The sequence below is a fragment of the Hujiaoplasma nucleasis genome (assembly GCF_013745115.1).
GTDB lineage: Bacteria > Bacillota_I > Bacilli_A > Izemoplasmatales > Hujiaoplasmataceae > Hujiaoplasma > Hujiaoplasma nucleasis.
Genome location: NZ_CP051151.1, coordinates 1706371 through 1731609, shown reverse-complemented (window position 1 = coordinate 1731609; position 25239 = coordinate 1706371). Strand labels below are relative to the sequence as shown.

The 25239-nt window shown below is 29.8% G+C and carries 23 protein-coding genes; 3 read left to right on the top strand and 20 right to left on the bottom strand.

What is annotated here, in order from left to right; all coding sequences use genetic code 11:
- Nucleotides 1–100 precede the first annotated feature (100 nt).
- From HF295_RS08325 to HF295_RS08315, 3 genes are all read left to right on the top strand, one after another.
- Nucleotides 101–2086 (top strand): HD domain-containing phosphohydrolase, encoded by a 1986-nt coding sequence (locus HF295_RS08325; RefSeq protein ID WP_312031715.1) that lies wholly within the window; start codon nt 101–103, stop codon nt 2084–2086.
- A 440-nt stretch (nt 2087–2526) separates the two neighbouring features.
- The gene (locus HF295_RS08320) at nt 2527–3288 is read left to right on the top strand and encodes a hypothetical protein (protein WP_312031714.1); all 762 of its coding nucleotides are present in this window, start codon (nt 2527–2529) and stop codon (nt 3286–3288) included.
- Nucleotides 3288–5150, top strand: a complete 1863-nt coding sequence (locus HF295_RS08315; RefSeq protein ID WP_312031713.1) for a hypothetical protein — start codon at nt 3288–3290, stop codon at nt 5148–5150. Before HF295_RS08320 ends, HF295_RS08315 begins: the two co-directional genes overlap by 1 nt.
- A 68-nt stretch (nt 5151–5218) precedes the next feature.
- Here HF295_RS08315 and HF295_RS08310 read toward each other — a convergent pair whose 3' ends face one another.
- From HF295_RS08310 to HF295_RS08215, 20 genes are all read right to left on the bottom strand, one after another.
- A complete protein-coding gene (locus HF295_RS08310) occupies nt 5219–7276 on the bottom strand; it encodes a dienelactone hydrolase family protein (RefSeq protein ID WP_312031712.1) in 2058 nt (685 codons plus the stop codon).
- Nucleotides 7277–7454: 178 nt separating this feature from the next.
- On the bottom strand, nt 7455–8945 hold the full coding sequence (glpK, locus tag HF295_RS08305; RefSeq protein WP_312031711.1) for a glycerol kinase GlpK: 1491 nt from the start codon (nt 8943–8945) through the stop codon (nt 7455–7457).
- Complete coding sequence (locus HF295_RS08300) at nt 8920–9297, bottom strand: DUF1667 domain-containing protein (RefSeq protein WP_312031710.1); 378 nt, start codon at nt 9295–9297, stop codon at nt 8920–8922. Before HF295_RS08300 ends, glpK begins: the two co-directional genes overlap by 26 nt.
- The gene (locus HF295_RS08295; RefSeq protein ID WP_312031709.1) at nt 9294–10553 is read right to left on the bottom strand and encodes an NAD(P)/FAD-dependent oxidoreductase; all 1260 of its coding nucleotides are present in this window, start codon (nt 10551–10553) and stop codon (nt 9294–9296) included. The genes HF295_RS08300 and HF295_RS08295 overlap by 4 nt, the downstream gene beginning before the upstream one ends.
- On the bottom strand, nt 10550–11992 hold the full coding sequence (locus tag HF295_RS08290) for an NAD(P)/FAD-dependent oxidoreductase (protein ID WP_312031708.1): 1443 nt from the start codon (nt 11990–11992) through the stop codon (nt 10550–10552). The genes HF295_RS08295 and HF295_RS08290 overlap by 4 nt, the downstream gene beginning before the upstream one ends.
- 79 nt (nt 11993–12071) lie before the next feature.
- Nucleotides 12072–12605 carry a glycerol-3-phosphate responsive antiterminator gene (locus tag HF295_RS08285; RefSeq protein ID WP_312031707.1) on the bottom strand — a complete coding sequence of 178 codons (534 nt, stop codon included), beginning with the start codon at nt 12603–12605 and terminating at the stop codon, nt 12072–12074.
- A 132-nt stretch (nt 12606–12737) separates the two neighbouring features.
- A complete protein-coding gene (locus HF295_RS08280; RefSeq protein ID WP_312031706.1) occupies nt 12738–13094 on the bottom strand; it encodes a DUF7670 domain-containing protein in 357 nt (118 codons plus the stop codon).
- A gap of 190 nt (nt 13095–13284) precedes the next feature.
- Nucleotides 13285–13824, bottom strand: a complete 540-nt coding sequence (locus HF295_RS08275) for a hypothetical protein (protein WP_312031705.1) — start codon at nt 13822–13824, stop codon at nt 13285–13287.
- 163 nt (nt 13825–13987) lie between these two features.
- On the bottom strand, nt 13988–14398 hold the full coding sequence (locus tag HF295_RS08270; protein ID WP_312031704.1) for a GNAT family N-acetyltransferase: 411 nt from the start codon (nt 14396–14398) through the stop codon (nt 13988–13990).
- 2 nt (nt 14399–14400) lie between these two features.
- Nucleotides 14401–14808 carry a secondary thiamine-phosphate synthase enzyme YjbQ gene (locus HF295_RS08265; RefSeq protein WP_312031703.1) on the bottom strand — a complete coding sequence of 136 codons (408 nt, stop codon included), beginning with the start codon at nt 14806–14808 and terminating at the stop codon, nt 14401–14403.
- A 101-nt stretch (nt 14809–14909) separates the two neighbouring features.
- On the bottom strand, nt 14910–15854 hold the full coding sequence (locus tag HF295_RS08260) for an L-lactate dehydrogenase (protein WP_312031702.1): 945 nt from the start codon (nt 15852–15854) through the stop codon (nt 14910–14912).
- Between the two features lie 123 nt (nt 15855–15977).
- On the bottom strand, nt 15978–16622 hold the full coding sequence (gene pdo, locus HF295_RS08255) for a protein disulfide oxidoreductase (protein ID WP_312031701.1): 645 nt from the start codon (nt 16620–16622) through the stop codon (nt 15978–15980).
- A gap of 5 nt (nt 16623–16627) precedes the next feature.
- Complete coding sequence (locus HF295_RS08250) at nt 16628–17605, bottom strand: NAD(P)/FAD-dependent oxidoreductase (protein ID WP_312031700.1); 978 nt, start codon at nt 17603–17605, stop codon at nt 16628–16630.
- 9 nt (nt 17606–17614) lie between these two features.
- The gene (locus HF295_RS08245; RefSeq protein WP_312031699.1) at nt 17615–17872 is read right to left on the bottom strand and encodes a metal-sensing transcriptional repressor; all 258 of its coding nucleotides are present in this window, start codon (nt 17870–17872) and stop codon (nt 17615–17617) included.
- A gap of 82 nt (nt 17873–17954) precedes the next feature.
- Nucleotides 17955–18920, bottom strand: coding sequence for a hypothetical protein (locus HF295_RS08240; protein WP_312031698.1), 966 nt, complete (start codon nt 18918–18920; stop codon nt 17955–17957).
- A gap of 13 nt (nt 18921–18933) precedes the next feature.
- Nucleotides 18934–19446 (bottom strand): NUDIX hydrolase, encoded by a 513-nt coding sequence (locus HF295_RS08235; RefSeq protein WP_312031697.1) that lies wholly within the window; start codon nt 19444–19446, stop codon nt 18934–18936.
- Between the two features lies 1 nt (nt 19447).
- On the bottom strand, nt 19448–20896 hold the full coding sequence (locus HF295_RS08230) for an LTA synthase family protein (RefSeq protein ID WP_312031696.1): 1449 nt from the start codon (nt 20894–20896) through the stop codon (nt 19448–19450).
- A gap of 402 nt (nt 20897–21298) precedes the next feature.
- Nucleotides 21299–22489: an ATP-binding protein gene (locus tag HF295_RS08225; protein ID WP_312031695.1), complete on the bottom strand. Its 1191-nt coding sequence runs from the start codon at nt 22487–22489 to the stop codon at nt 21299–21301.
- Between the two features lie 244 nt (nt 22490–22733).
- Nucleotides 22734–23303, bottom strand: a complete 570-nt coding sequence (locus tag HF295_RS08220; RefSeq protein WP_312031694.1) for a hypothetical protein — start codon at nt 23301–23303, stop codon at nt 22734–22736.
- Between the two features lie 651 nt (nt 23304–23954).
- The gene (locus tag HF295_RS08215; RefSeq protein ID WP_312031693.1) at nt 23955–25211 is read right to left on the bottom strand and encodes a hypothetical protein; all 1257 of its coding nucleotides are present in this window, start codon (nt 25209–25211) and stop codon (nt 23955–23957) included.
- Nucleotides 25212–25239: the final 28 nt, after the last annotated feature.

Genomic DNA, 25239 nt, shown 5'->3' with positions numbered 1-25239 from the left:
ACCTTTAATCCTACCATGAATTAAAACAATTGCTTTAAACATATTTAAGTGATAGAATTCCATTATAGATGATAAAATCAGTTTTTAATGGAGGATTTTTTTGATAATTCTTAGAGACATACTAATCAATATAATTTTACTGTTTGGTTTAGTTTTTATTATTAGTTTAACTAACTCTAAAATTAAACTCAAAAATCGTTTATTCGATTTTATTTTTGGTATCGTCATTGGTTTAATAACCATTTTTATAATGATTAATGCTTGGCAAATGGCAACTGGTGTCTTCTTTGATACTAGAACTGTAATGATTTCTGTAACAGCTTTGTTTTTTTCACCTATCACTTCATTCATTGCCACATTAGTAGCCATAGCATATAGAATATATATTGGTGGTCCAGGAGTTTACGCTGGTGTTTTGTCTCTTATAACCGCCTTAGGTGTTGGTTGGGTTTGGAAAAATTATATTCAAAATAAACTAAAAATTCATAAATACTTGCAATATTACTTATTTGGTATTTTAGTCCATATCTTTATGTTAATATCTCAACTTGCCATCCCATATCCTCAAAACTTTGAAGTTATCAAAAATATTGGTTTAATCGTATTGATTTTCTATCCAATCGCGACAATGATTTTGTGTATTGCCATTGTAAATCATGAAAAAAGTGTAACAGCCAATATCCTTATTGAAAAAAGCGAAAAGAAATACCGATCATTAATTGATAATTCAAAACTAGGTATAATTCAATTTAATTCAGAAGGTGTCATTGAGATTGCTAATCAAGCTTTCGCTAGTATATTAGATGCCAAAAAAAGTGACTTAATAAATCTAGATATGCTTAAACTTCCTAACAAACAGTTGGTTCTTAGAGTTAAAGAATCACTTTCTGGACAAATTTCTCTTTATGAAGGATACTACGAGTCATCTCTTACTGGTAAAGTTTTTCCAACTCGAGTTCAATTTTCGCCTATTTTTCAAGAAGACAAAGTAATTGGTGGTATAGGTGTTGTTGAAGACTTAACTGAACAATTTAAAAACCAGCAACAAATAAGAGAATTAACTCAATTAGATAATTTAACAAAATTATATAATCGCGCTTCTTTTGATACTTTTATTTTAAATCCAGACAATATGAAAGAATTACCTATTGCTATTGCTACTTTTGATATTAACACTTTCCAAATCATCAATACTTCTTTTGGTTATGATGTTGGTAATCAAGTCTTGGTTGAAATTGCTAATCAAATAAAAAATATCACTGATGATTTAGATGATGTTATTCCTTATCGGATTGGTGGAGATGAGTTTGCCCTTATCTTTACTTCAGCTAATCTTGATCAAGCAAACAAAATTACTGAAAAAGTGAAAGAACAAATTAATCAAATCGACCTCTTTGATTTTAACGTCAATATGTCATATGGCATTGATTATATTAGTGATAAGGGAAAAAGTATTTCAGAAACTTACAACCAGGCCTTAATTAATATGAATAGCAATAAAATCTATGACGGATCTAGTATTTCCATAAAAACGATTGATGTTATTATGGCTACTTTATTTGAAAAAAGCAAAAGAGAGAAAATGCATTCTGAGAGAGTATCTGTCATCGCTAGAGAAATCGCTAAAATATTTGAATTAGGTACAGCTTTTACCAATAGGGTGGAACTAGCAGGTAGACTCCATGATATTGTAAAAATAAATATTGCTGAAGAGATTCTTGATAAACCTGCTAGACTTAACGAATCTGAAAGAAAAAAAATTAACAAACACCCTGAATCAGGATTCAGAATTTTATCTTCTGTTCCAGAATATTTAGATATTGCCAATATCGTTTTATCCCACCATGAGAGATTTGATGGTCATGGCTATCCAAAGGGAGTTAAAGGACATAATATTCCTTTAGAATCTAGAATAATTGCGGTTGCAGATGCATTTGACGCAATGACTGAACAAAGAACATATAGAATTCCTTTGACGATTGAAGAAGCAATTGAAGAATTAAAATCGAATAAAGCAAGCCAGTTTGATCCAGAAGTCGTAGATAAATTTATAATATATATGATTAATAATGATATAAACTTTTAAAAAATTTTATATAAAAAAATAAAAGACTCCTCTTGGAGTCTCTTATTTTTATTTTAAAGGGAAATTGAAAAAATTTTGTTTAAAAAAAGTTTTGTTTATCTTTTTTTAAAAAACCAACCTATATAAATTAACAAATTTTTAATATAATGTCAAGAAAAAATTTAAAAAAAATAATAAATCTTTTTTTGCGCCACCGACACTTATCATTTATATGATAATTATTAGAATAAAAAAACTAAAAATAGCCATATTATCGTTTTAAAAAGAGTGTATGATTAAAAACAAAAAAAATTATATAAATTATAAATTTTAACAATTTATAAAAAAAAAAAGACTGTATATAAGTAATTAAATATCATCATAATTAAGCAAAACGTTATATTCCCAAAAAATATATAGTATAATAAAGTTAGTTAAAACTTTCAAATAAAGGAGATACTATGGATAATCGTAGATTAATCTTGTCAATTATTGAATTATTTTTATCAATAGCCGCATTTTTTGTGGTTTCTTTGGCTTGGTTTGCGATAAGTACTGAAGTTAATACCTCAGCGATTCCATTAAGTATCTCTGGTGGAGTTATAGAAGACTATGAATTAAACTATTACACCTACTATGATGTATATCGTTATGATCAAGATTATGACCAAATTGAAGTATATACCCAAGGTTTTTGGAATCCGATTGATCTTAATGAACCTGGTATCTACATTTCTGAATATGACCCTATATTAACTGTAAATAATGAATATAACAATATATTTATTGAATTACATTTAATTTATAATATTTCTGAAAACACACAAATATCATTGGATTTAATTGCCGATTCGACTATGGCATCTAATCCTCCTTTAGACGCTATATATTTAAGCGAAGTATCTTTTATTCAATTCCTTAATACTAGTTCTTATACTTTAAGTCCAGAGGGTAGTAACTTATATAATAATTTAACAAATGATTTTAATGAGATCTCAACATCAAAATTTTATGATATTAGCGATGTTTATACTGGCTCAATCAATTATGAAAATATTACTTTGGATGCAAATTTTAATGAAATTTATATTTACTTTAATATTTCCTATGATGAAACAAGAATCGAATCTGTCATTGACAATAGTCAGCTGGATGTTAATAATATTGGTACCATCATTTTTTATCAAGACATTAAAATTGTGATAAGAGAGGTGGAATTATAATGAAAGTTAGAAGAATATTATCTATATTTTCTTTATTCATTGTGAGTCTTGTAACGCTGATCCTTATCACTTATTCGTGGTTAGACTATACCTATAATTTTGAAAATGATATTTTAGGAAGAACTCGGGTTAACTATTTCGCTGATGGGGATGGATCACAAACGGATCCTTTTATCATTGAATCACCTGAACATATGTTTAACTTGTCCATGCTACAAAATCTAGGCTATTTGGAAGATCAAGACCCAAATCTTACGGGTATTCAGTCATTTTATTTTAAAGTAGCTGACAAAGATACAGGTAATCCTATTATTATAGATTATAGTGATCCACTCATACCTTCTTTTTATAAAACCATTCCACCAATAGGTGACCATGACTATCCTTTCACTGGAGTCTTTGATGGTAATTTATCTGAAGTTCACCATTTAACAATTGATGGTAGTGGCAAACAAGATATTGGTTTTTTCGGATATGCTGGTTCTGGTTCAATCATATCAAATTTTTTTATTATTGAACCCATTATTCTAAGTAACCCTGTGATATCAGAAATAACTCCAACCTTTCATGAACATAATAATAATTTAGTCAATAGGGCTACAGGATACATTGTCGGTCACTTAGGTGTGGGTAGCCTTTTAGAAAATGTATTTGTAAGTAAACCATTCATAGATTCTGACCCTAATGGTGATTTAAATAGAAGCCAGTATGGTTTAATAGGTTTCAATGAAACGGATGGTGGATTGGTTTCTGCTAGTCCTAGAAACTCTTATAACTTTACCATGGATGCGCCTTCTGCCTATGCAGCTTTATCTTATGCACAAACAACATATGGTAATTGGTATATCAATGGTAGTTCAACTTTAAGATTAAGCAACGCTATTTCATCTAATAAACTTAATATAGGTTATTCACTTTCTACCTTGAGAATTTCACAAAGCACCAATGATCCAGATCCAGTTTATTTGATTGATAAATTGGAAACTGATGGCTATATCATAGGGACAGCTCAATCTAAGTATTCTAGAGAAAATATTGATGTTGTTGGTTTAATTGATTTTTCTACAACAAACTATCAAATATTCCAAAATTTATCTGCCTTTACAACACCAGCTGTTGGTTCTACATTCAACCCAATTAACCATCCTGATGCAGTGTTTTTATATGTTAGACCTACCAATAACCCTCAAGATTTAGGAGATGTTACATCGACTTATGGAGGTGGAGGTAATTTTTCTTACCTTTCTGGTTATGATGCTAACGGGATTTATCAACCAAATAGAATATTTAAAAATAAACAATCACCTGGAGTCATCGGTTTTGGTGCTTCGGGCATAACCAACACCATGATAGCTAATAATGCATGGACCGCAGTTGTAGAAGATACTGATACAGGTTCTTTAATAGTTGTTGATGAAACAGTCATACCTGACTTCTATGTTTTTCTTGTTGCAGTAACAAACGGTCAAATTACTATCAATAATATTGTTTTTAATTATCAAGCACCAGCTGCTACTGAGGAAACCTTACAATTCATCTCTAAGGTTGATTTTATTCATCAAGACTCAATTAATACAATTAAAAATAATTTATCAACATATGATTTTTCTATGATGGTTTTCAATTATGAAATTATATCTGGTGAAACCTTAACTGTAGAAATAGAAAGATTACTTAATGATAACTATAATATTTTTATTAATTACTCTGTCGTAGCTGATTCTTTCTTCTACTTTGATATATTCAATGTTAAAACTTTCCCTATTAGCATTTATATTAATGGTGTTTTATATAACACTTATACAAATACTGTAATTTCTATGCGATTTGAGAGTAGTGGCTTTACTGTCACACCAACTTAAGAGATTCATTAAAGAAATCCTCAAAAGCCTTCATGGCTCTTGAGGATTTTTTATTTTAGAATAATAATTTATTTTATACTTAACAAATACACTACAGTATTAGCCAATGTAATGATTGTAAAGAATATTGTTGAGAAGAAAACACCTGTCCAAATATGGTTGTTTTTCATAGAGAATCTTCTCATAATGATTGCCGCAAAAACTAAAGTAGGAATTAATCCAACAGATAAAATAGCACTTAAATTAAAGTTAGGATAAGCAGCAACTCCAGTATTATATAACATACTATATTGATAGATTAAGAACAAAACAACTGGTCCAGCTAATAAGAAAGCAGCTAATAGGTCGCCTTTCCAATTTTTCATGTTTTTAGTATTAACATAGACACTCATACCAGCAGCAAAATAATAGAATAAGAACAATGGAATGTATCTCCAAGCAGCTACAAATTGATGTGAATTAAAGATTTTTATAGCATATGTATAGAATCTAAAATCAGTTAAGAATATCCATTCTACCAATCCAATCAATAGTAGCAATCCAAAAGCTAGTACTAAAGCTGTTAGTAAAGAAGTTAATAATTGTATTAAAGATACTTTTAATCCGTAAGGATTTTCTATTTTATTACCGTAGTTAAATATAGGAGTAGTACCTAATGTTACCATGAGTATCAAACCGCCTGAAGTTAAAGCCCAATATACTATGGTGTTAATTGATGGTGCTGAATAATAAGTTAATTGAGTAGCTATATCTTTGTTGTTTAAGATCCAACGATAAGATAAAGCAACAAGTATAATAACAACTGCACCAAGTGTAACTGACTTAGCTTTTTTCAGTGCTTGTGAATTATCATCTTTTAGAACAGCACCTATCCACATAAATATAGATAGAACAATTGCTCCAGCAATGACATAATACATAGCGTTAGCAATAGTATCAAGGTCAGCCGATCTATCCATGAAGTGAGGCAAGTAATAAGCTGCTAATAAAGCAACAATCACTATAATAAAGAATTTTAAATATTTGTTTTCTTTAGAATCTAATTCAATATTTTCATTAGTAACTGCAACTTCTCTATGCATCTTATTAAATACAGGAAGTTTTGAAACAACCATAAATAATGGGAATATCATAGCAATTAAACCTATTAAAGCAATTAAAGTAAAAGCCTCTTTTAACCACCATACTTGTCCTGTAGAGCCAGTCGAAATACCATAATCCTCTAAATCACCTAAACCATGAAGGCTTAATTGATATTCAAATGCTTTTTCAAAGAATTCAACTGTATTTTTCCCTGATTCAATTGACCATGTATTTTGTGGATGAGTTTCATCTGGTGTATAAATAACTCTTTGACCACCATCTTTTGAATACCAAACACCAGCTTCTGCACTTCCTTCATCATCTCTTCCTAAAAACTTTAAGCCAACTTCATCTTGGACAAAATCCTTATAAATAACTGTTCCTACTGGATCTGAAGAATTATCAAAGAAAAATTGATCATAATGGGCAGCAATATGTCCAGCAGATCTAGTGCCATATATATTCCAAGAGCCATCATATACATATCGATAATCTGATCCCACAGGTAAAGCTGCAGCTATTTTCCGATAGCCCAATGCTGCAAAATTTGTTTCATCAAAGACAACAGCATAAGTCGAAGAGAAGCCCCCCATAGAATGACCACTAACCCCGATCATTCCATTACCATTAGCGTCTTTTAATACATAATCTTGATCATACATATATGATGCAGCATCATATACAGAATTGATGAAAAATCTAAAAGCTGCTGGGGTATCCCAAGTAGAGTCACCATGATCATACATATCAAAGGCTAGAACTACATAACCTCTTCTCGATAATTCAATAGCACCAATTTCTTGCATTTCAGCGTTGTTTAAATATCCATGTGTTAAAACAACAGCTGGTGCAGGATTACTTGCATCCACATCTCTAGGCACATACAAATATCCTGACAACTCACCATTTTCAGTTTCAAAGTTTACTTTATCAACTTTAACTGAAAAGAATGAATTTTGAACTAGACTTGCCGCCAAGCTTGCGACAATAATGACCGCTAATAATGAAAGAACCCATTTTAACGGTTTTGACAAATGCTTCATTTTTTTCTCCCTCCATAAAATGAATATTTATATATAAAATCTATATACCTAAATAAAAAACCAAGAACAAAAACACAAAAATGTGTATTATACTGCTCTTGGTCTCTAAGCGCTTACATTATCTTTTCTAAAAATATCATACCATAGGATAGTTGCTGTGTCAACAAAATATATTCCATTAAGGTTTAAAGAATCGAGTTGCTTCTACAGCCATTTTCCATCCTTTGATGAGTTGTTTTCTTTTTGCTTCACTCATTTTTGGTTTAAATACATCATCATCATTTTTATGTTGATTAATTTCATCTATGTTTTTCCAATAACCACTTTCAAGACCTGCCAAGTATGCAGCTCCTAAAGCTGTAGTTTCCATAATTTCAGGTCTACCAACATCAATATTCATTATATCTGCTTGAAATTGCATTAAATATTGATTTATCGTAGCTCCGCCAGTTGCTTTAATTAATGGAATTGGTTTTTTAGAATCTGCTTCCATGGCTTTTAATACATCCATGACTTGATATGCAATAGCTTCTAAAGTCGCTCTTGCAAGTTGTCTTTCATCAGTACCCCTTGTTAAACCAAAAATTGCACCTTTAGCATCAGAATCCCAATAAGGCGTACCTAATCCAACAAAAGCAGGAACGACATAAACACCATCGGTCGAAGGAATTGATTCAGCTAGTTTTTCCGTTTCTGCAGCAGAAGCAATAATTTTAAGTCCGTCTCTTAACCATTGAACCGATGAACCACCTACGAATACGCTGCCTTCCAAAGCATAGATAATTTGATCCTTAATTTTCCAAGCAATGGTTGATAGCATTCCATTTTTTGATTGAACAATTTGATTTCCAGTGTTCATTAAGACAAAACAACCTGTTCCATAAGTTGAATTAACCATACCTTCTTTAGAACATAATTGTCCAAATAAAGATGCTTGCTGGTCGCCAGCCACTCCTGTTATTTTGATTTTTTCTCCATAGAAACTTCTCGGTGTAGTATAACCAAACAAACCTGAAGAATCTACTACTTCAGGTAAAATACTCTTAGGTATATCTAAAATATCTAGTAATTCATCGTCCCATTTTAGATTATGAATATTATATATTAAAGTTCTAGAAGCATTAGAGTAATCAGTTTTATGAACATAACCAGTTAACTTATATATAAGCCAAGAATCAATAGTCCCAAAAGCAAGTTTACCTTGTTTAGCTTTTTCTCTTGAACCTTTTACATGATCTAGAATCCATTTGATTTTTGTACCAGAAAAATAAGGGTCTATTAACAAACCTGTTTTTTGGCGAATCTTGTCTTCATAACCTGATTTTTCAAGTTGATCACAAATATCTTGACTTTGTCTTGATTGCCATACAACAGCATTATAGATGGGTTCTCCACTTTCTTTATCCCAAATGACCGTTGTTTCTCTTTGATTGGTAATACCTATTGAATCAATCTGATTTGGTAAAATATTTTTTAATACTAAGGCCTGAGTAATGGTTGAAATAACAGATAACCAAATTTCATTAGCATCTTGCTCAACCCACCCTGGCTTAGGATAAAATTGAGTAATCTCCTTATTGGCTATTGATATAATTTTGGATTTTTTATCAAAAATAATTGCTCTTGTACTCGTTGTTCCTTGATCAATCGCTAAAATATATTTCTTCATTTGTGGACTCCTTTATAGATTTTGTTAAAACAACGTTTGCTCCAGTATCCAATATGTTTTCAATGACGATATCGCCAATATACATGGACTTATCTATAGTCATTTGATTAATTATCTTCATAGCTGCAAATAATAATGATTTAGGAATTGCTTTGTCAGTTTTACAAGAGACCCTAGGCATATCTTGAAAGGTTGTTTTAATTGTTGTAGTTAATATTCTCGTCGGTGATTTCATCTCATTTAAAGCATATGTTTTTCCCCGTTGACATTGATTGCCACTTACATTTAAATTTTCATCCACGTTTACCCTACAACCTCTAGGACATACAATGCATATATATTCTTTTATCATGAGATGACCTCTAATTCTAAAGTAATTGGTTGATTTTCATCAAAATGCAAAATGTCTAGTTCTATAGTTTCCATTTCTGCGGGTAATAAAAACATTTTCTTCTTCTCATATACTATTCTATCGTTTTGAATAACTTTTAACAATGATTTTTCTATTTTTTTCTTTGGCCTGAAAGAAACAACAACCTTTTCATTAGGATTTGAGAAATCTATATATTGCGGCGTAAGATATGCAATATTTACCCCAGGAATAAAACTGATTTTCTTGTTTGAATGATTTGTATTTCGCAAATACAGATCGATAGCTTTTCCTGTTCTTTGGCTTTCCTTAGATACATTGTCAACCAAATCATGAATTTGTAGGGCGTTTCCACATACAAATAATCCTTCTATACTTGTTTGATTTGACTGGTCAACTTTGACACTTTTAGTTAAAGGATCAATTTCTACATCGAGTTGGTCCAATAAGATAATATCTGGTATTAATCCGACGGATAGTAATAAAGTATCTACTTGAAAATCTATTTCAGTGTCTTTAATCACATTGAAACTATCATCAACCTTCATCACCCTTATTTCTTTTAAATGATTTGAATCATCTGCTTTTATATTAGTAACTGTATGTGATAAGTAAAGAGGAATGTCAAAGTCATTGAGACATTGAACAATATTGCGATTTAAACCATTTGAATACGGCATAATTTCAGCTACACCTAAGACTTTGGCTCCTTCTAGAGTCATTCTCCTAGCCATAATTAATCCAATATCTCCTGAACCTAATATAAAAACTCTTTTCCCAGTCATATACCCATCTATGTTTATATATCTTTGTGCTGATCCAGCAGTTATGACCCCATAGGGCCTGTCTCCAGGAATAGAAATTTGTCCTCTGGTTCTCTCGTATGAACCTGTCGATAAACATATAGATTTTGATTTATACTCTCGAATTCCTAAGGTTTCACTTGATGTCTTTACTATAAATATATCTTCTTCTTTATATAGATCTATGACTGTGGTGTCAATAAGATAATTTATTTTTTCTCTTAAAAATAATTTGATGTATTTATCCGCATATTCTGGCCCTGTATATTCTTCTTTAAAAATCTCTAGACCAAAACCGTTATGAATACATTGGTTTAATATTCCACCTAATTTATCTTCTCTTTCAATAAGTAAAACATTATGGCCTAATCTTTTAATTTCAATGGCAGCTGCTAATCCACCAGCACCCCCACCGATGACAATACAGTCAATCATTTTTCCACCTTGCTTTCTGACAAGAATAATTTAGAATTATCTTTATCATATATAATATCTAATGGGTCTAAGTTTAGTTCTCTTGCAAGTATTTTCATTACTTTTTCTTCACAATATCCACCTTGACATATACCTGCCCCAGCTCTAACTCTCTTTTTGATCCCTTTGATTGTATGTGTACCTAATAAACCGTGAATAGCATCAATGATTTCTTTTTCAGTAATTTTCTCACACTTACATATTATTTTTCCATATTTGGGTTCTATTTCTAAAAGTCGTTTTTGATCATTCAATGGCAGGCGATGAAACTCAACTTTTGCTTTTCTATAAGGTTTAAATTGATTATTTATTAAATAATGGTTCTGAACTCCAATAACATCGTTGATTAAATATTTAGCTATTGCCGGTGCAGCTGTTAAGCCAGGAGATTCAATACCCCCTAGATAATAGAAACCTTTATTATATTTTGATTCTTGTATGTAAAAATCATCATAAGTCGAAGTAGATCTTATACCGGCAAAGGATCTTATAATTTGATTGTATGGTATATTTTTAGCTAATTCTTTTGAATGTTCCTTAACATATTCCAAGCCTTTTTGGGTAGTTGATGCTTGATGCTTGTCATCTACAAATTCAGAACTTGGACCTATTAATATTTCCCCATGAACTTGAGGGGTTAGTAAAACACCTTTCCCTCTTTCACTAGGTAGGGGATAAATAACATGGTTAATAAAGCCAATATTTCTTTTATCCAAGACATAGTATTCTCCCTTTCTTCCCTTGATTTTAAAAGGAGGGATCTCAATCATTTGACCAATATCATCACTAGCTACTCCTCCTGCATTGATGATATTTTTTGTTTTAAAGTTTATATGATGATTCACCTCAACTAAATAAAAATCATTCTCTTTTATAATTTTAGTCACTCGATGATTCAATTTTAATTTAACTCCATTCTCAATAGCATTTTCCATTAAAGCAAAAGCTACTTCCCATGGATTGGTTACTTTTGTAGAAGGGAGAGATAATACCTTAGTAATAGAACCTGCTAAATTTCTTTCAATCTTTCTTGCTTGTTGACCTGAGAGTAATTGGTAACCAGGTACTTTGTTTTCTTTACAAATTTTAACATATTTATCTAAGTCTTTTTCTTCTTCCTTACCATGAGCAACCACAAATGCGCCTGTTCTTAAAAGGGGTATATTTAGTTCTCTTTCTAAATCGTCATATAAGAGATTACCCCATAAACTTAACCTTGCTTTTAAGCTGCCTGGTTCAGGGTTATGTCCTGCATGTATAATAGCTGAATTGGCTAATGTTTGGACATTTGCCACATCATTTTCTTTTTCTAAACACAAGACTTTAACTTGATATTTCGATAGTTCTCTAGCAACTGCTGAACCTATAACACCAGCGCCAATAATTATATAATCGTACATGAATAACCTCCCAAAAATAATAAAAAGCAAAAAAATGAAAATCATTTCTTTGCTCTTATCGCTCTTTATTTATTAAGTTTTATTGCCAATAATCAGTATTAGATGTTGTGATAGCGTTAGCACCATGAATAAAGCATTGTTGAATATTAGCTTCTGAATTTATTAAGCCACCCATCCATATTTGACAATTAAGCTTTTGCTTCAAATCTGGAATAAGTTCAAAACATGATCCGGGTAATATTTCTATAAAATCCGGTCTTAATCTTTGAGCTATTTCAATACTTTGTTCTAGTGATATAGTATCTTTTATAAAAAACCTATATACACCCATAATATTTCTTTTCTTGCAAGTTTCAATAACTTTGGGTTTACTAGATATTATGCCATCTACTTGTAAATTTTGAATTAAATAAATAGCACCATACTCATCAGAAGATAAACCTTTAATCAACTCAGAGTGTATTAATATTTTCTTGCGAGCTTCTTTCATTTTGTTCACAATCACTTCTAATTGAGCCAATTGGAAATTCATTAATATTCCCATAGATAAATCTGATTCTAAAAATTCTTTAAGTTTTTTGTGATTGGATATTGCCGGAATTACTTGTTGCATACTTATTCACCTCTAAAAATAAAACGAACGAAAAAAGGCTTGGCCTACTTCGTTCTCCTTACTCACATTTTTATTAACTTATATATTTATTATAAGATTTAGTATATAAAGTGTCAAGTCCTTGTTTGGGAATTATTTTATTTCTATTTTGGTTTTGTCCTTATATAATAAATGAATGATACCAATCGTGATTAAAGGTAAAATAATCATCAGTAAAACAGGCCAATCCTGTTCAAAATCCTTATAAGGTCTAAAAAAGAAAAAAAATATAATTCCTAAACCCAAGTACATTAACCCACTTAACTTATAAAAATTCCTGAAAAATATAAATACCAAGACAATTAAAATTCCTGGTGAAATCAGTATTAGAAAATTTAATACTCTATAAACAAAAGCTTCGTCGGTATACAAAGCTCCTATAGCAAAAACAACAAAAACAAGCGCAACTAATACACTGACTAATTGAGCAATCCAAATAGATTTTTTCATACCCTTCCCCCGTATAAATATTATACAATATCCTTTAAAAAAAACCCATAATTAATGGGTTTTTTAAAAAATTTCATATTCATACTTTTACTCAATGTTATTATCATTTACTTTTTTCTTTAAAGATAGCTTTTTAAACATAGTAATTATTCATCAACATATGCATAAATAATATAAATTATGTTTCTTATTAAATTTCCAGATAATTTCTTAATATCGTTTTATGAACAAGTCGATAATGTGGATGATAAAGTTCTTTATAAGTATCACTATGATGAATAGGTCTAATCCCCTTGTCTAAATATTCTTCTACCATTAATTGACACTTTTCCTTATCTAACTGTAAAATATTCTCGTTAATCATCTCACACAATAATCTTAATTGATTGATAAATAATTGAATATTATAATCTTCAATGATAGGTGATTCCAACATAGATTGATAAAATGCTTGGCCTAGTTGATATGGACTTAATAAACCATGTTTAATAACAGATAAAGATACCCTATAATAATCATTTCCAATATATTCTACTTGTCTTGTTTCTGAATTTTCCACAAAATAACCAAGTTCTTCTTCAACAAATTGTATGGTTGATTCTAAAGAAGGATTGGATTGAATGTGTTTTGGACCAAATGAATTTTGATAGAACATTTTAATAAAATCTTGTAATTCCATTTTAGGATACTTTTTATAGTGATCTTTAATGATGCCTTTGATAACTTCCATAATCTCACCTCAATTTCAATTATTTTTATATTAGCAAAGATACTATTGATAAACAAGTCGATTTAAGATAATATGAATGAACTTTATATGAATATTTTTATAAAGATTAAATATTATACAAATTATGCTCTTCTCTAAAAAAATAACAGCAATTCAATTGCCGTTATTTTTGTATATAAGTATAAGTTTCAATATCTAAATCAAGTGCTTTTTGAAAACCTAATTTTCGATAAAAACTGTGGGGACCATTTTGATCAGTTAATAAAACAATTTTATGTGCTTTTTGATACTTTTCTAAAACTTTGTTTAATAAAGATTGTCCTATCCCTTGATTTTGAAAAGCTTTCATAACAAGTAAATCTTGAATAAAGCATACTGTATGATCATCAGATAGCACCCTAATAAGTCCTATCAATTTTGAATCATACCACGCACTATAAACAAATGAAGAATTTTGAATTCCTGACAAAGTATTTTTGATATTCTTTGTATAAACAGTCCATCCTGCATCTTCATAAAGATTTTTAACTTCATTTTCTGATAAGATATTAAAGTCTTTATAAATTATATTCATCATTACTCACCCATGATTTGAATATAAACTTGTCTTTGTCTTGGTCCATCAAATTCACAAAAATATATGGCTTGCCAACGACCTAATTTTAATTGATTATCTTCAACTATAAGACTTTGGGTATTACCAATCACAGAGGATTTTATGTGAGCATGTGAATTACCTTCAAAATGTAAAAATTCTTTTTCAATAGGAAAAGCATGCCTTAAACTTAATAACACATCTTTCTTTACATTAGGGTCTGTGTTTTCATTAATGGTAATGGCTGCTGTAGTATGCGCTACAAAAAGGTGAACCATTCCATTTTGAATTTTGCTTTCTTTTACGAATTCAGAAACCTTTTCTGTAATATCTATCATTTCTTCATCTTTATTTGTTTTAACCTGTAATAAATCATTATATATTTTCATATATCCACCTCTCTTTCATTATAACATGTAAATAATATTGCTCAAGATGGTTATAAAAAAATATAAAAAAAATGAAAAAACCGGTATAAAAAACACCGATTTTACAAATTCATTTGATTTAAAGAATCCTTTAATAACTTGGCAGACTTTTGAAGTTTTATTTGTTCATCTTCTGAGAGTTTTAAATTCACAACATGATGAACCCCATCTCTATTTAGAACCGCAGGTAATCCTATATATAAGTCCTTATCGATATCATAAACACCATCATTGTAAGCGGATATTGGCATAATTCTATTTTCATTGTTAAATATGGCTTGAGTAATTCTTACAAGAGCCATACCAATCCCATAATATGTAGCATTCTTTTTCTGAATAATTTCTTGAGCCGCGTCTCTTACTGATTGATAAATATGATCCAAATCTTCAAAATTTATTTCTTCCATACTTTCTATTACATCCAACATTGGTTTAGCACCAACATAAGCTTTAGACCAACATACAAATTCACTATCTCCGTGTTCACCCATGATATAAGCATGAATATTTCTTGAATCAATATGGATATATTTAGAAATTTCATACCTTAATCGAGCAGTATCAAGAGATGTTCCGCTACCTAATACTCTTGATGATGGTAATTTAGATTCTTTCCATGCTACATAAGTTAAAATGTCAACTGGATTTGAAGCAACCAAAATAATACCATCAAAACCTGATTTCATAATATTTGAAGTTACAGTTTGAATAATTTTAGCATTTCTGTTTAACAAGTCAATTCTTGTTTCGCCAGGTTTTTGATTAACACCAGCTGTAATGACAACTAAAGAAGCATCTTTACAATCAGAATAATCACCTGCTTTAATAGACATTTTTCTTGGAGCAAATGCTAATCCATGATTAAGATCCATGGCTTCGCCTTCGGCTTTTTCTTTATTTAAGTCAATTAATACCAGTTCTTCAACTACACCTTGATTTAATAAAGCATATGCGTAAGACATACCGACAAAACCAGTACCTACAATGACAACTCTATTATTTTTCATAATATCCCTCTTTTCCTTTTCTCAATTACATCATACCATAATTTCGAATTAAAAATAAAATATAAGACCTTGAAAATGTTTTCAAAAAAAAGACATATCCATCTAAGAATATGTCTATATTAATTATATTTTTTCGATTTCAGCTAAGAATGCATCTATAGGTTGGTTACCTAACAACTCATATTTATCATTAATGACAATTTTAGGAACACCTGAAACATTATATTTTGTTGATAATTCAGGAAAAGTTTGCGCTTCAATCATTGATCCTTTGATATTATTATTTAACATTGCAAGTGTGTGAGCAGTTGAAACTGCACCTGGACAATGAGGACAAGATAAGGTAACAAATACTTTAATGTCTACTGCTTTATCAATTTTTGATATTCTTTCGATGATTTTAGAGTCTAAACCTAAATCTAGGCCTGACATAAAGACGATGGCTGATAAGAAAGAATTGATTTCATGTCCAGCAGGAATGCCTTGAAATTTAACTCCTTTGTATTCATCTTTATCATCTAACATCACAAATGTTGGTACATATTCGACGTCATAGAATTTAGCTAAGTCAGCATCTTTATCAATGTCTTTAACTTCTACAGAAATTTTGTCATTTAAGTCTTTAATCTCACTTAATAATTGTTCTGTTTCTTGGCATGTATTACATCCACCCTCTTTGGTGAACAATACCATTTTAATATTGTTTTGCATTGGTTCCAATGCTTGTTTAATTTGCTTGCTTACATCTTTGTTTAATAGTTTTTCCATTTTTATTACTCTCCTTTATAATTTTGATTTAAATACTGATTCACTGCTAAAGCTGCTTTTGCACCTTCAGCGACTGAAATAACAATTTGCTTAAATGGTTGTTCGGTCACATCACCCGCAGCGTATAAACCGTCTAGGGATGTCATTTGATTATGATCAACGATGATTTCATCACGATCATTGGTTTTTACCATGTCTTTAATTAAATAAGAGTTAGGTATTGTCCCTATTTCAACCAATAAACCATCTGCTTCAATTAATCTTTCTTCTTTTTTTATCTTATCAAAGACTTTAATATGGGTCATTTGATTTTTCCCTATAACTTCAAGTATTTGAGTTTGTAGGTTGATGGTCAATTTATCGATATCTTTAAATTTATCTAACAATATTTGATCAGCTCTAAACTCGCTTCGATGAACTAAAGTAATCTTCTTAGCCCAAGGCACCAAATCTAAAACTCCTTCAACCGCAGAGTTTCCTCCTCCAGCGACAATTACATGCTTGTCTTTAAAGAAAGGCGCATCACATGTTGCACAATAAGTCACACCTTTATTTGCGAATTCTTCTTCACCTGGGATACCTAATTTTCTAGGCATTCCCCCTGTTGATAAAAGCACTGTTTTTGATATATAAGATTTACCATTAGAAACATTAATTTTAAAATCATGGTCTACTTTTTTTATATGTTGAACTTTTACACCTTTAAGAATAGGAACATTTAAAGATTGAACGTGATCTAAAAATGTGTTTGACAAAGCTTCTCCCTCAATCATATTGAAACCTAGGTAATTATCCACTGTAGATGTATTATGTAATTGACCGCCTATTTCATCTGCAATAACACCAACCACTAAACCTTTACGTTTTGCATATAATGCTGCATTTAAACCAGCAGGTCCGCCACCAACAATGAGAAAATCCCATTTTAATATTTGATCAAAGTCTGAAGCTTCAGTTTTTTTATCTAAAGAAAAATTAAACATAAAATCACCCTACTTTCCTTTGACAACTAAATCGACAGCCTCATTAATATCATCTATTTTCACATTAAATTTATGTTCAATGGTTTGAATAAGATTTTGAGTTGTCAATATACCTATGGTTTTATCTATACTAGAACGTATGGCTTTTAATTGTGTCAATAAATCCATACAAGTTGTATCATTTTCCATCATCTGGATGACACCCTTCATTTGGCCGTGTGCTCTTTTTAATCTGTTTTTTAATGTATCATCACATTTCATTGCCATAACCCCTTTCAAGATATTTGCATTGTTATTATACCCTATGGGGTATATATAATCAAATCATTTGCTTAAAAAAAGAAGGCAGTTAAGATGCCTTCTTACTAATTAATTTAATTTTTTCAACCATGACTTTAAATCCAGTCACAATCATCATGGTCGTTAAAGCCATCAAACCTAATTTACCCCCTAAACCATTATAGTGTTCAAAATAAACATGAAATAAAAAGGCGTGAACTAAGGCAGCAAGCAAAAGATAAAAAAGATTCGGAAGTTTGTCTTTAGCTGACATGCCAATAAATGAAGCTGAGAAAAAAACAAGACTACATGTTAAATAATCTTGTACTAGGTAAATAACAATCAAAGCATACACTAAGGAAGCTATTGCCGAAGTAAATACAGGAGATAGTTTAAAATAATGTGTCATAAAAAATGGGATAAAAACACCTAATATGGATACAATAAAAAGTCTTAATAAATTCAGATCATTAACAACAAGTAAAAAATCTTTTTCTAAAACTATAGCCACAAACATTGTGGCTATAAAAGCTGTAGACCCAAGCTTTCCTCCATAACCATTATAGACCGGTTTTAAAAAAACAAATAAAACTCCACAAACAATAGAAATGAAACCAACTTCATAGTAGTTGAATAAATAGGAAGAAACCATACCAGCAAATGAACCACAATAGATAGCTACAGAGTTTTTAGGAAATAAGTAATATCCTAAAACACCTATAAAACTTGAAGCAATCACAGCTGAGATATTAAGTTGATGAGCTAAAAGATAAGTTACGATGACACCAAAAAATGCAAATATTATATCATAATCTTTTAGAGAAAACTTCTCAGAAATTCTATCCATAGATTGATACACGTGCCTAAGACCAATAATTAAAGGTATCGATAATAAGGCATATAGGAAAATCATCCAATCTCTAAATTCAAACAATACTAAAATATATGCATAGAGTAAGGTTACTGACAACAAAATCCATGCATATGTATTCTTAAATTTTAAATTGTTTTTAAGTTGTAGTAAATACTTTTTCATTGATTCATCCTAACTATTTCAAGTATTTTTCTTTTATTAGCAACTCAAGAACTTTAACTTCTCGAGTGATTAATGTAGGGTTTTTATAATTATGGAGATTTTCTTTATTCTTTCTAATCGCATCCATAGGTTTAACAAAAACAAAAATGAAGTCCTCTTCAATTTCATGCAAATCAAGAGTTTGGCGGTGTCCTTTGTCCTCACAATCAACAAAATAATAAAAATTATCTTGGATAAAAATATCTTCATCTATACCCTTTTGAACTCTATGAACATAACCATATTCTTTTATAGATTCTTCTTTTATAGCTAATCCAGTTTCTTCTTTAACTTCCCTAATTAAAGCTTGAATATTAGATTCATTAGCCTCTATACCTCCACCAGGGAACTTATAATATTGATATTTTTGACTATAAATCAATCCTATTAAACCATCTTTAATGTATATAGCTCTTGAAGACGGTCTAGAAAATATGGAGCCATTTTTTTTATAATCTTTTAGATCTATTTCAAATAACAATCTCATCTTAGTCTCGCTTCGTTTTATGACTATATATCCAAGCATCAAAAAATGCTTGTTTTTCGTAAAATATATTGACTTGTTCTAAGAATTCTATGCTTAATTCAGGATCAATATCAATATTTGAATAATCAACCTTGTCTAATGAAACTGTATAAAAATCATCATTAAAGTAGGCATCCAATTTATGTGAATAGAAAATTGATTCTTCACTAGAAAATACACTATGCCCATGAATAAACTCTTCATAATAAGCAATATTAAAAAGTTGATAAAGGGTTGGCGCTATATCGTAGGGATTTATAAATTTATCATTTTGATGTGAATCATGATAATTCATATAAATTTCAGATAATTCAGGATTATATAAGACAAAGAAAGTTTGATACATTTCTTTCTCATGTGCATTGGGATTGGTTGCTTCTAACATTAACTCATTGATTCCATCGTGATAAAAAGCATGATCACCATAAATCAATATTAACGTGTCATCTATTAGTTCTTTCTCAGTTAGTTGAGTTATTAATTTGTTCAAGGCAATATCAAAATCCATCATTGCTGCTTGATAAAATCTAAATTGTCCTGCTGCTTCTTCTCCAATTGAATCTAGAGGATTAATCCATTGTCCGTTTTCTTTTGCTTGGTCAATTAAATCAAAATATCCAAGTTGTATAAATTTTTTCAAATTATTCATTCCTCTATCACTAGGATAGTTTCGATTATAAGGTCCATGAGTTACCAATGTAGTCCAAAAATAATAAAATGGTTGATTTTCTTCTTCATTAAACATATAAGGCATCATTGCGTCCATCGTTCTGGAATCTAAAGTGTAATCTCCTCCCCAACCATATATAGGTTCTGTTGGAAAGAAATCGAAATGAAAATACGATTCTTGAAAACCAAACATCGGTATTCGGTCATCTCTCCAAAAAAACGAACCAATATTTTCATGAAAATATACTGTTTTATATCCTCTTGCATTAAATATATTGGGTAAAGAGAATGGCAAATCATACTCATAAGAATTAGTAGAAAAATTATAAGAAGGATAATTTCCCAAAATACCTATCATTTCCGACATATATGTTTTATTTTCAGTATAATGATTAGAAAAATAAATTCCTTCTTGAGTCAATTGATATAAGGTTGGAGTTAAAACTGGGTTAATAGCTTCAGATACTCCAGACTCAAGCATAATTGTAATCAAATTTTTTCCATCTAATAATCCAGTAAGTTCATAATCTAAGTCCGAAGACATTTGTTCCATAGGAAAAACTTTGTATAATGATTCAATATTATACTCAGTAGAAGCATATGTTGGCTCATTAGAATCTTCTTCAGTAATGTTCTCTATTGAAGTTATTTCAGTAATATATGAAGTAGTCATAGTTTGTTCTTGACAAGCTAATATTAGTAAAACTAAAACTACATTAACTAATAATAAAATTTTTTTCATGATAAACCTTTCTTTTGGGTAATAGTCAATTATGTAACAGTTATTATCTTACATCTAAACATTTTATCACATTTATCCATTTAATTAAATCTATAAGGTATTGCAAATAAGTATGAGTCAAAAAAACTTCCAATATTAGAATACATGGCTAATATACCATGTTTCTAGTATAGGAAGTTACTTCATAAAAATGGTGGAACTTGAGGGACTTGAACCACGAACCCCTGCACGTCAAGCAGGTGCTCTATTTGTGAAAAATGCCTAAATAAAGACATTCATTTATTCTAAATATGATTTGATCCCTGTTTTGCCCTTTATAAATTTCATGATTTTTCCTTGACTATTTATCATAAAGAGATAGGACCATAGTTTGTTTGTCCTTTCTTTTGACTTATGATCTTTTTATAATTTATTAATAAAATCCATCACGTTTAAATGTTCGAAATAATCTGATTCAATCATAACTGAATCAAATGAAACCAAGTAACGTTTACTCATGTCTTTTAACAATGAAAAAGGTTTGATTTCTCTTTCTCTAGTCTTAGGATCTATGACAGATTGTGAAACTTGTATATATAACTTTTTATCATCTTTAGTTGCGACGAAATCTATTTCTAAGTCTCTTCCTATTTTCCCAACATAAACATTGTAACCATGTTTTACTAGCTCTAAATATATGAAATTCTCTAGAACCTTACCGGTATTTGTGGTTTTATTCGGAATAAGTTGGTCTCTTATGCCAAAATCTACGACATAATATTTTCCATTTGTTTTTAAAATCTCTTTTCCCTTAATATCATACCTTTGACATTGATAGATAAAATATGATTTCGTCATTAAATCTATATAACTATCGATTGTTCCGTAAGATATTTTCAGTCCTAAAGAGTTTAATGTATTTGTTATTTTATTGATTGATATTGAAGAACCAATATGTTCTAAGATATATCTTGCAACTCTAAAAAACATAGATTCATTCGATATATTTCCTCTCATAATCATATCTCTTCTAAAAATAGTATCAAACATATCTTGTTTCATCATGGTTTTTATGTCATCATGTGTTTCTAAAACCAAGGCCGGAAAACTGGAATCTAAAAACTCATTATAAAAACTGAAATTTACTTCAACAATATTTTTAAACTTTAAATATTCTTCATAAGATAAGGGATACACATTAAACGAAATGTATCTGCCAGCTAAATATGTTAAATGATCTCCAATGAATAATCTTGCATTTGATCCAGTTAAATAGATATCAATGTTCTCAGATACTTTTAATGAATTGATAATCCTTGCCCAATTATCTAATTCTTGTATTTCATCAACAAATAGATATGATTTTTTATTTAAAACTAAATTTTCTTTTACATAAGCAATAAACGCATCTTTGGATTTCAAATAATCATTTTCAATTAATTCAAAATTAATATCGATGATTTGTTCTTCAAGAACATTATGATTTAGTAAATATTGTTTAATCATCTTTAAAAGAGTTGATTTACCACTTCTACGTACACCAACTAATATTTTAACCAGGTCATTATCTATTGTTTTTACAAGTTTGTTCAAATACAATGGTCTATTAATCATATTTCACCTCTACATATATTATACAAATTAAGCGTAATTAATGCAAGTTTTTATATTTGCATTAAAAAAAAGTGTAAATATAATAAGTTTTTAATTTATTATAATAAAAACAATAATCATTTTTTAAAGTATAAAATCTTGAGTGGATAAAAATCTTTCTTATTAACAATTATAGAAAAACTTTCTTTGCGTTTCTGCTTTCTTTATATAAATACACATTATATCCAAAATATATCCATTTACGTTATTGATTATTCCTATATTTTCTTTTTGCATACTTAATTCTTGATATCTGTAAAGAACTTAATTCATAGGGGGTATCCTCAAGTAGGCTACAATACTCTTTGTACTTCTTTTCATTCCATAGTTGATTTGATTGATTTACAATTCTCTTCTTATCAATTTCTTCCCTTTTAAGTTTTAGATCATTTTTGTGAACTTTAATTAATGAATCCCAATCATCATCATTCTTTGATAAGATTTCTTCTATTGATAATCTTAAAATATTCGCTAGCCTCTTTACAAGATTAGGGAAATTGGTTTTTGTTGAAGTAAATTCTACTTCCTTTTTGTCACCCTTCAAATCTAAATAAGATTTAAAATATATTTTATGTTGAAAACCACTATCACTAATATAGATTAATATTATATACATTTGATATGTATAGTTTTCATACCAAAACTCAATATTTAATTTATCATCATTCCTTCCAAATCTGATAAAATCATTCAATATAGTGGTTTGTTCAAAATGGTATTTGGTATTTAAATAATTAAACTCCTTTAACACCAAATCTTTTTCACTTTTTGTCATTACTATATTTACTCCTTCTCAATTCTGTCGTAAAAATTAAATGCTTAATTTACTTGTCTTCTATACTATATTAACACCAATTTAGATAGACTGTATGCAAGATTTTAATCATAAGCATAAACTTCTTCTAAATAATTACTTGAAACATCCTTTACTAGGTCAACATAAACCCAAACTCCCATTTTTAATAAAAATATATCCCAAATAAAGTAAGAAGAGATATTCCGAAAATAGCTGAGAATATTATTAATTTTCTCTTTCCGAATACCTCATTTTTCTATTGTATGTTATCACAAACATAATAACATAAAAACAGAGTATATATTATATGCCTTATAAAATTATACAAAAAAAGAAGCAATAGCTTAAAAACTATTACTCCTATAATTTGATGAAATGGTGGAACTAGAGGGACTTGAACCCCCGACCCCTTGCACATCAAGCAAGTGTTCTACCCTTTAAAAAGGTCTAAATATAGACGTTTGTGTAATAAAAAATATAGTTTGACCCTTATTTTGACCCTTGTTTGACCCTTGTAAATCAAATGATGTTTTCCTTGCCTAATTATCATAAAAAATAGGACCATCAAATAGATGGACCTTATTTTTTCTTAGTATTTGTTTAATGTCTAGTTATACTATTTTCATTCAATTAGTCTTCCGGATTAATAACGATCTCATACGAATAGTCCGAATCAACTCTTAAAACTAATACTTTAACCATGGTCGCAGGTAAGACTGATGGCACGATAGATATAGAAAATGTTATTGTTCCATCTGCGTATGATGAATCCAAATTATAATCATCAAAGATCCAGGTACTAAATAAAGGTATAATAATATATTGACAATGATCCTTCTCACACTTATCGCTTTCGGGTAAACCACTTCTATCAACGATTAGTGTTGTCAGCTGATCAAGGGTATTTGATAAATCACTGAATGCGTCAACTGAATAATATGTCATATCATTCGTCTTATACTCAATCAAAAATTCCTCCGCTGCGTCTATACTTGTGAACTCTGTATCAAGTAAAAACTCTTCGGTGATGGTGTTACTCCAAAACTCAGTACTGTTTAATTTATGCAGTTTCGCATGATAATCAAATATATAAAATAAATCATCCTCTTCATCATTATTTCCAATATCCAAGATAAATACATATTGACCTGGTTCTAATATTGCATGATAACCATAAAGGCCAGAGAACATAGTCATGGATATTTCTTGATTATCTGATATGTTAAATAATCTACCCGTAATTGCTGTAATTGGCCACACACCTTCTCTATCAAAATTAATACCAAATTCATGGTCTTCTGTTATCTCAAAATAAAGTAGTTTCAATCTAGCCATACTTCTTATTGTAGTAGAGTTATCAAATATCATATCAGTACCACCACTAAGTGATAAAAAAACTTCAATATCTTCACCCAACATTATTTTGGGAATAGCAAATACAATCGCATAATCTCCAAAAGCTGGAGAAACTTGTCCTTCGTCAGCAGGTCTACATGTGATAAAAAGATTGTTATCTACTATAAGATAGGTATCATATAAAAATATATCTTTTCCCAAGTTACTATAAAAAAATGCGTAAGTATAGAGACTATAATCATCAAAGAATCTTTCATTTAATTCAAATGAATAATCTGAATTTAAGTATTCATTGTATGACGTAATCCATGTGATTGGCTCATTAAAATCATGAAAGTTAGAATATGAACCAGAATATAGCAAATAAATTTCATCCATCAATGATGTTGTTGGGTCTTGTGTCGTTGTTGTTGGGATTTCAGTCGTCGTCAAATCACCAGTAGGTGTGGTGGTTAAGCTCCCTTCACCACCACACCCCACTAAAGATACAGCAGTAAAAAATAATAAAACTATAACAAATAACGTTTTCATTACGAATCACCCATTACAATTAAATTTT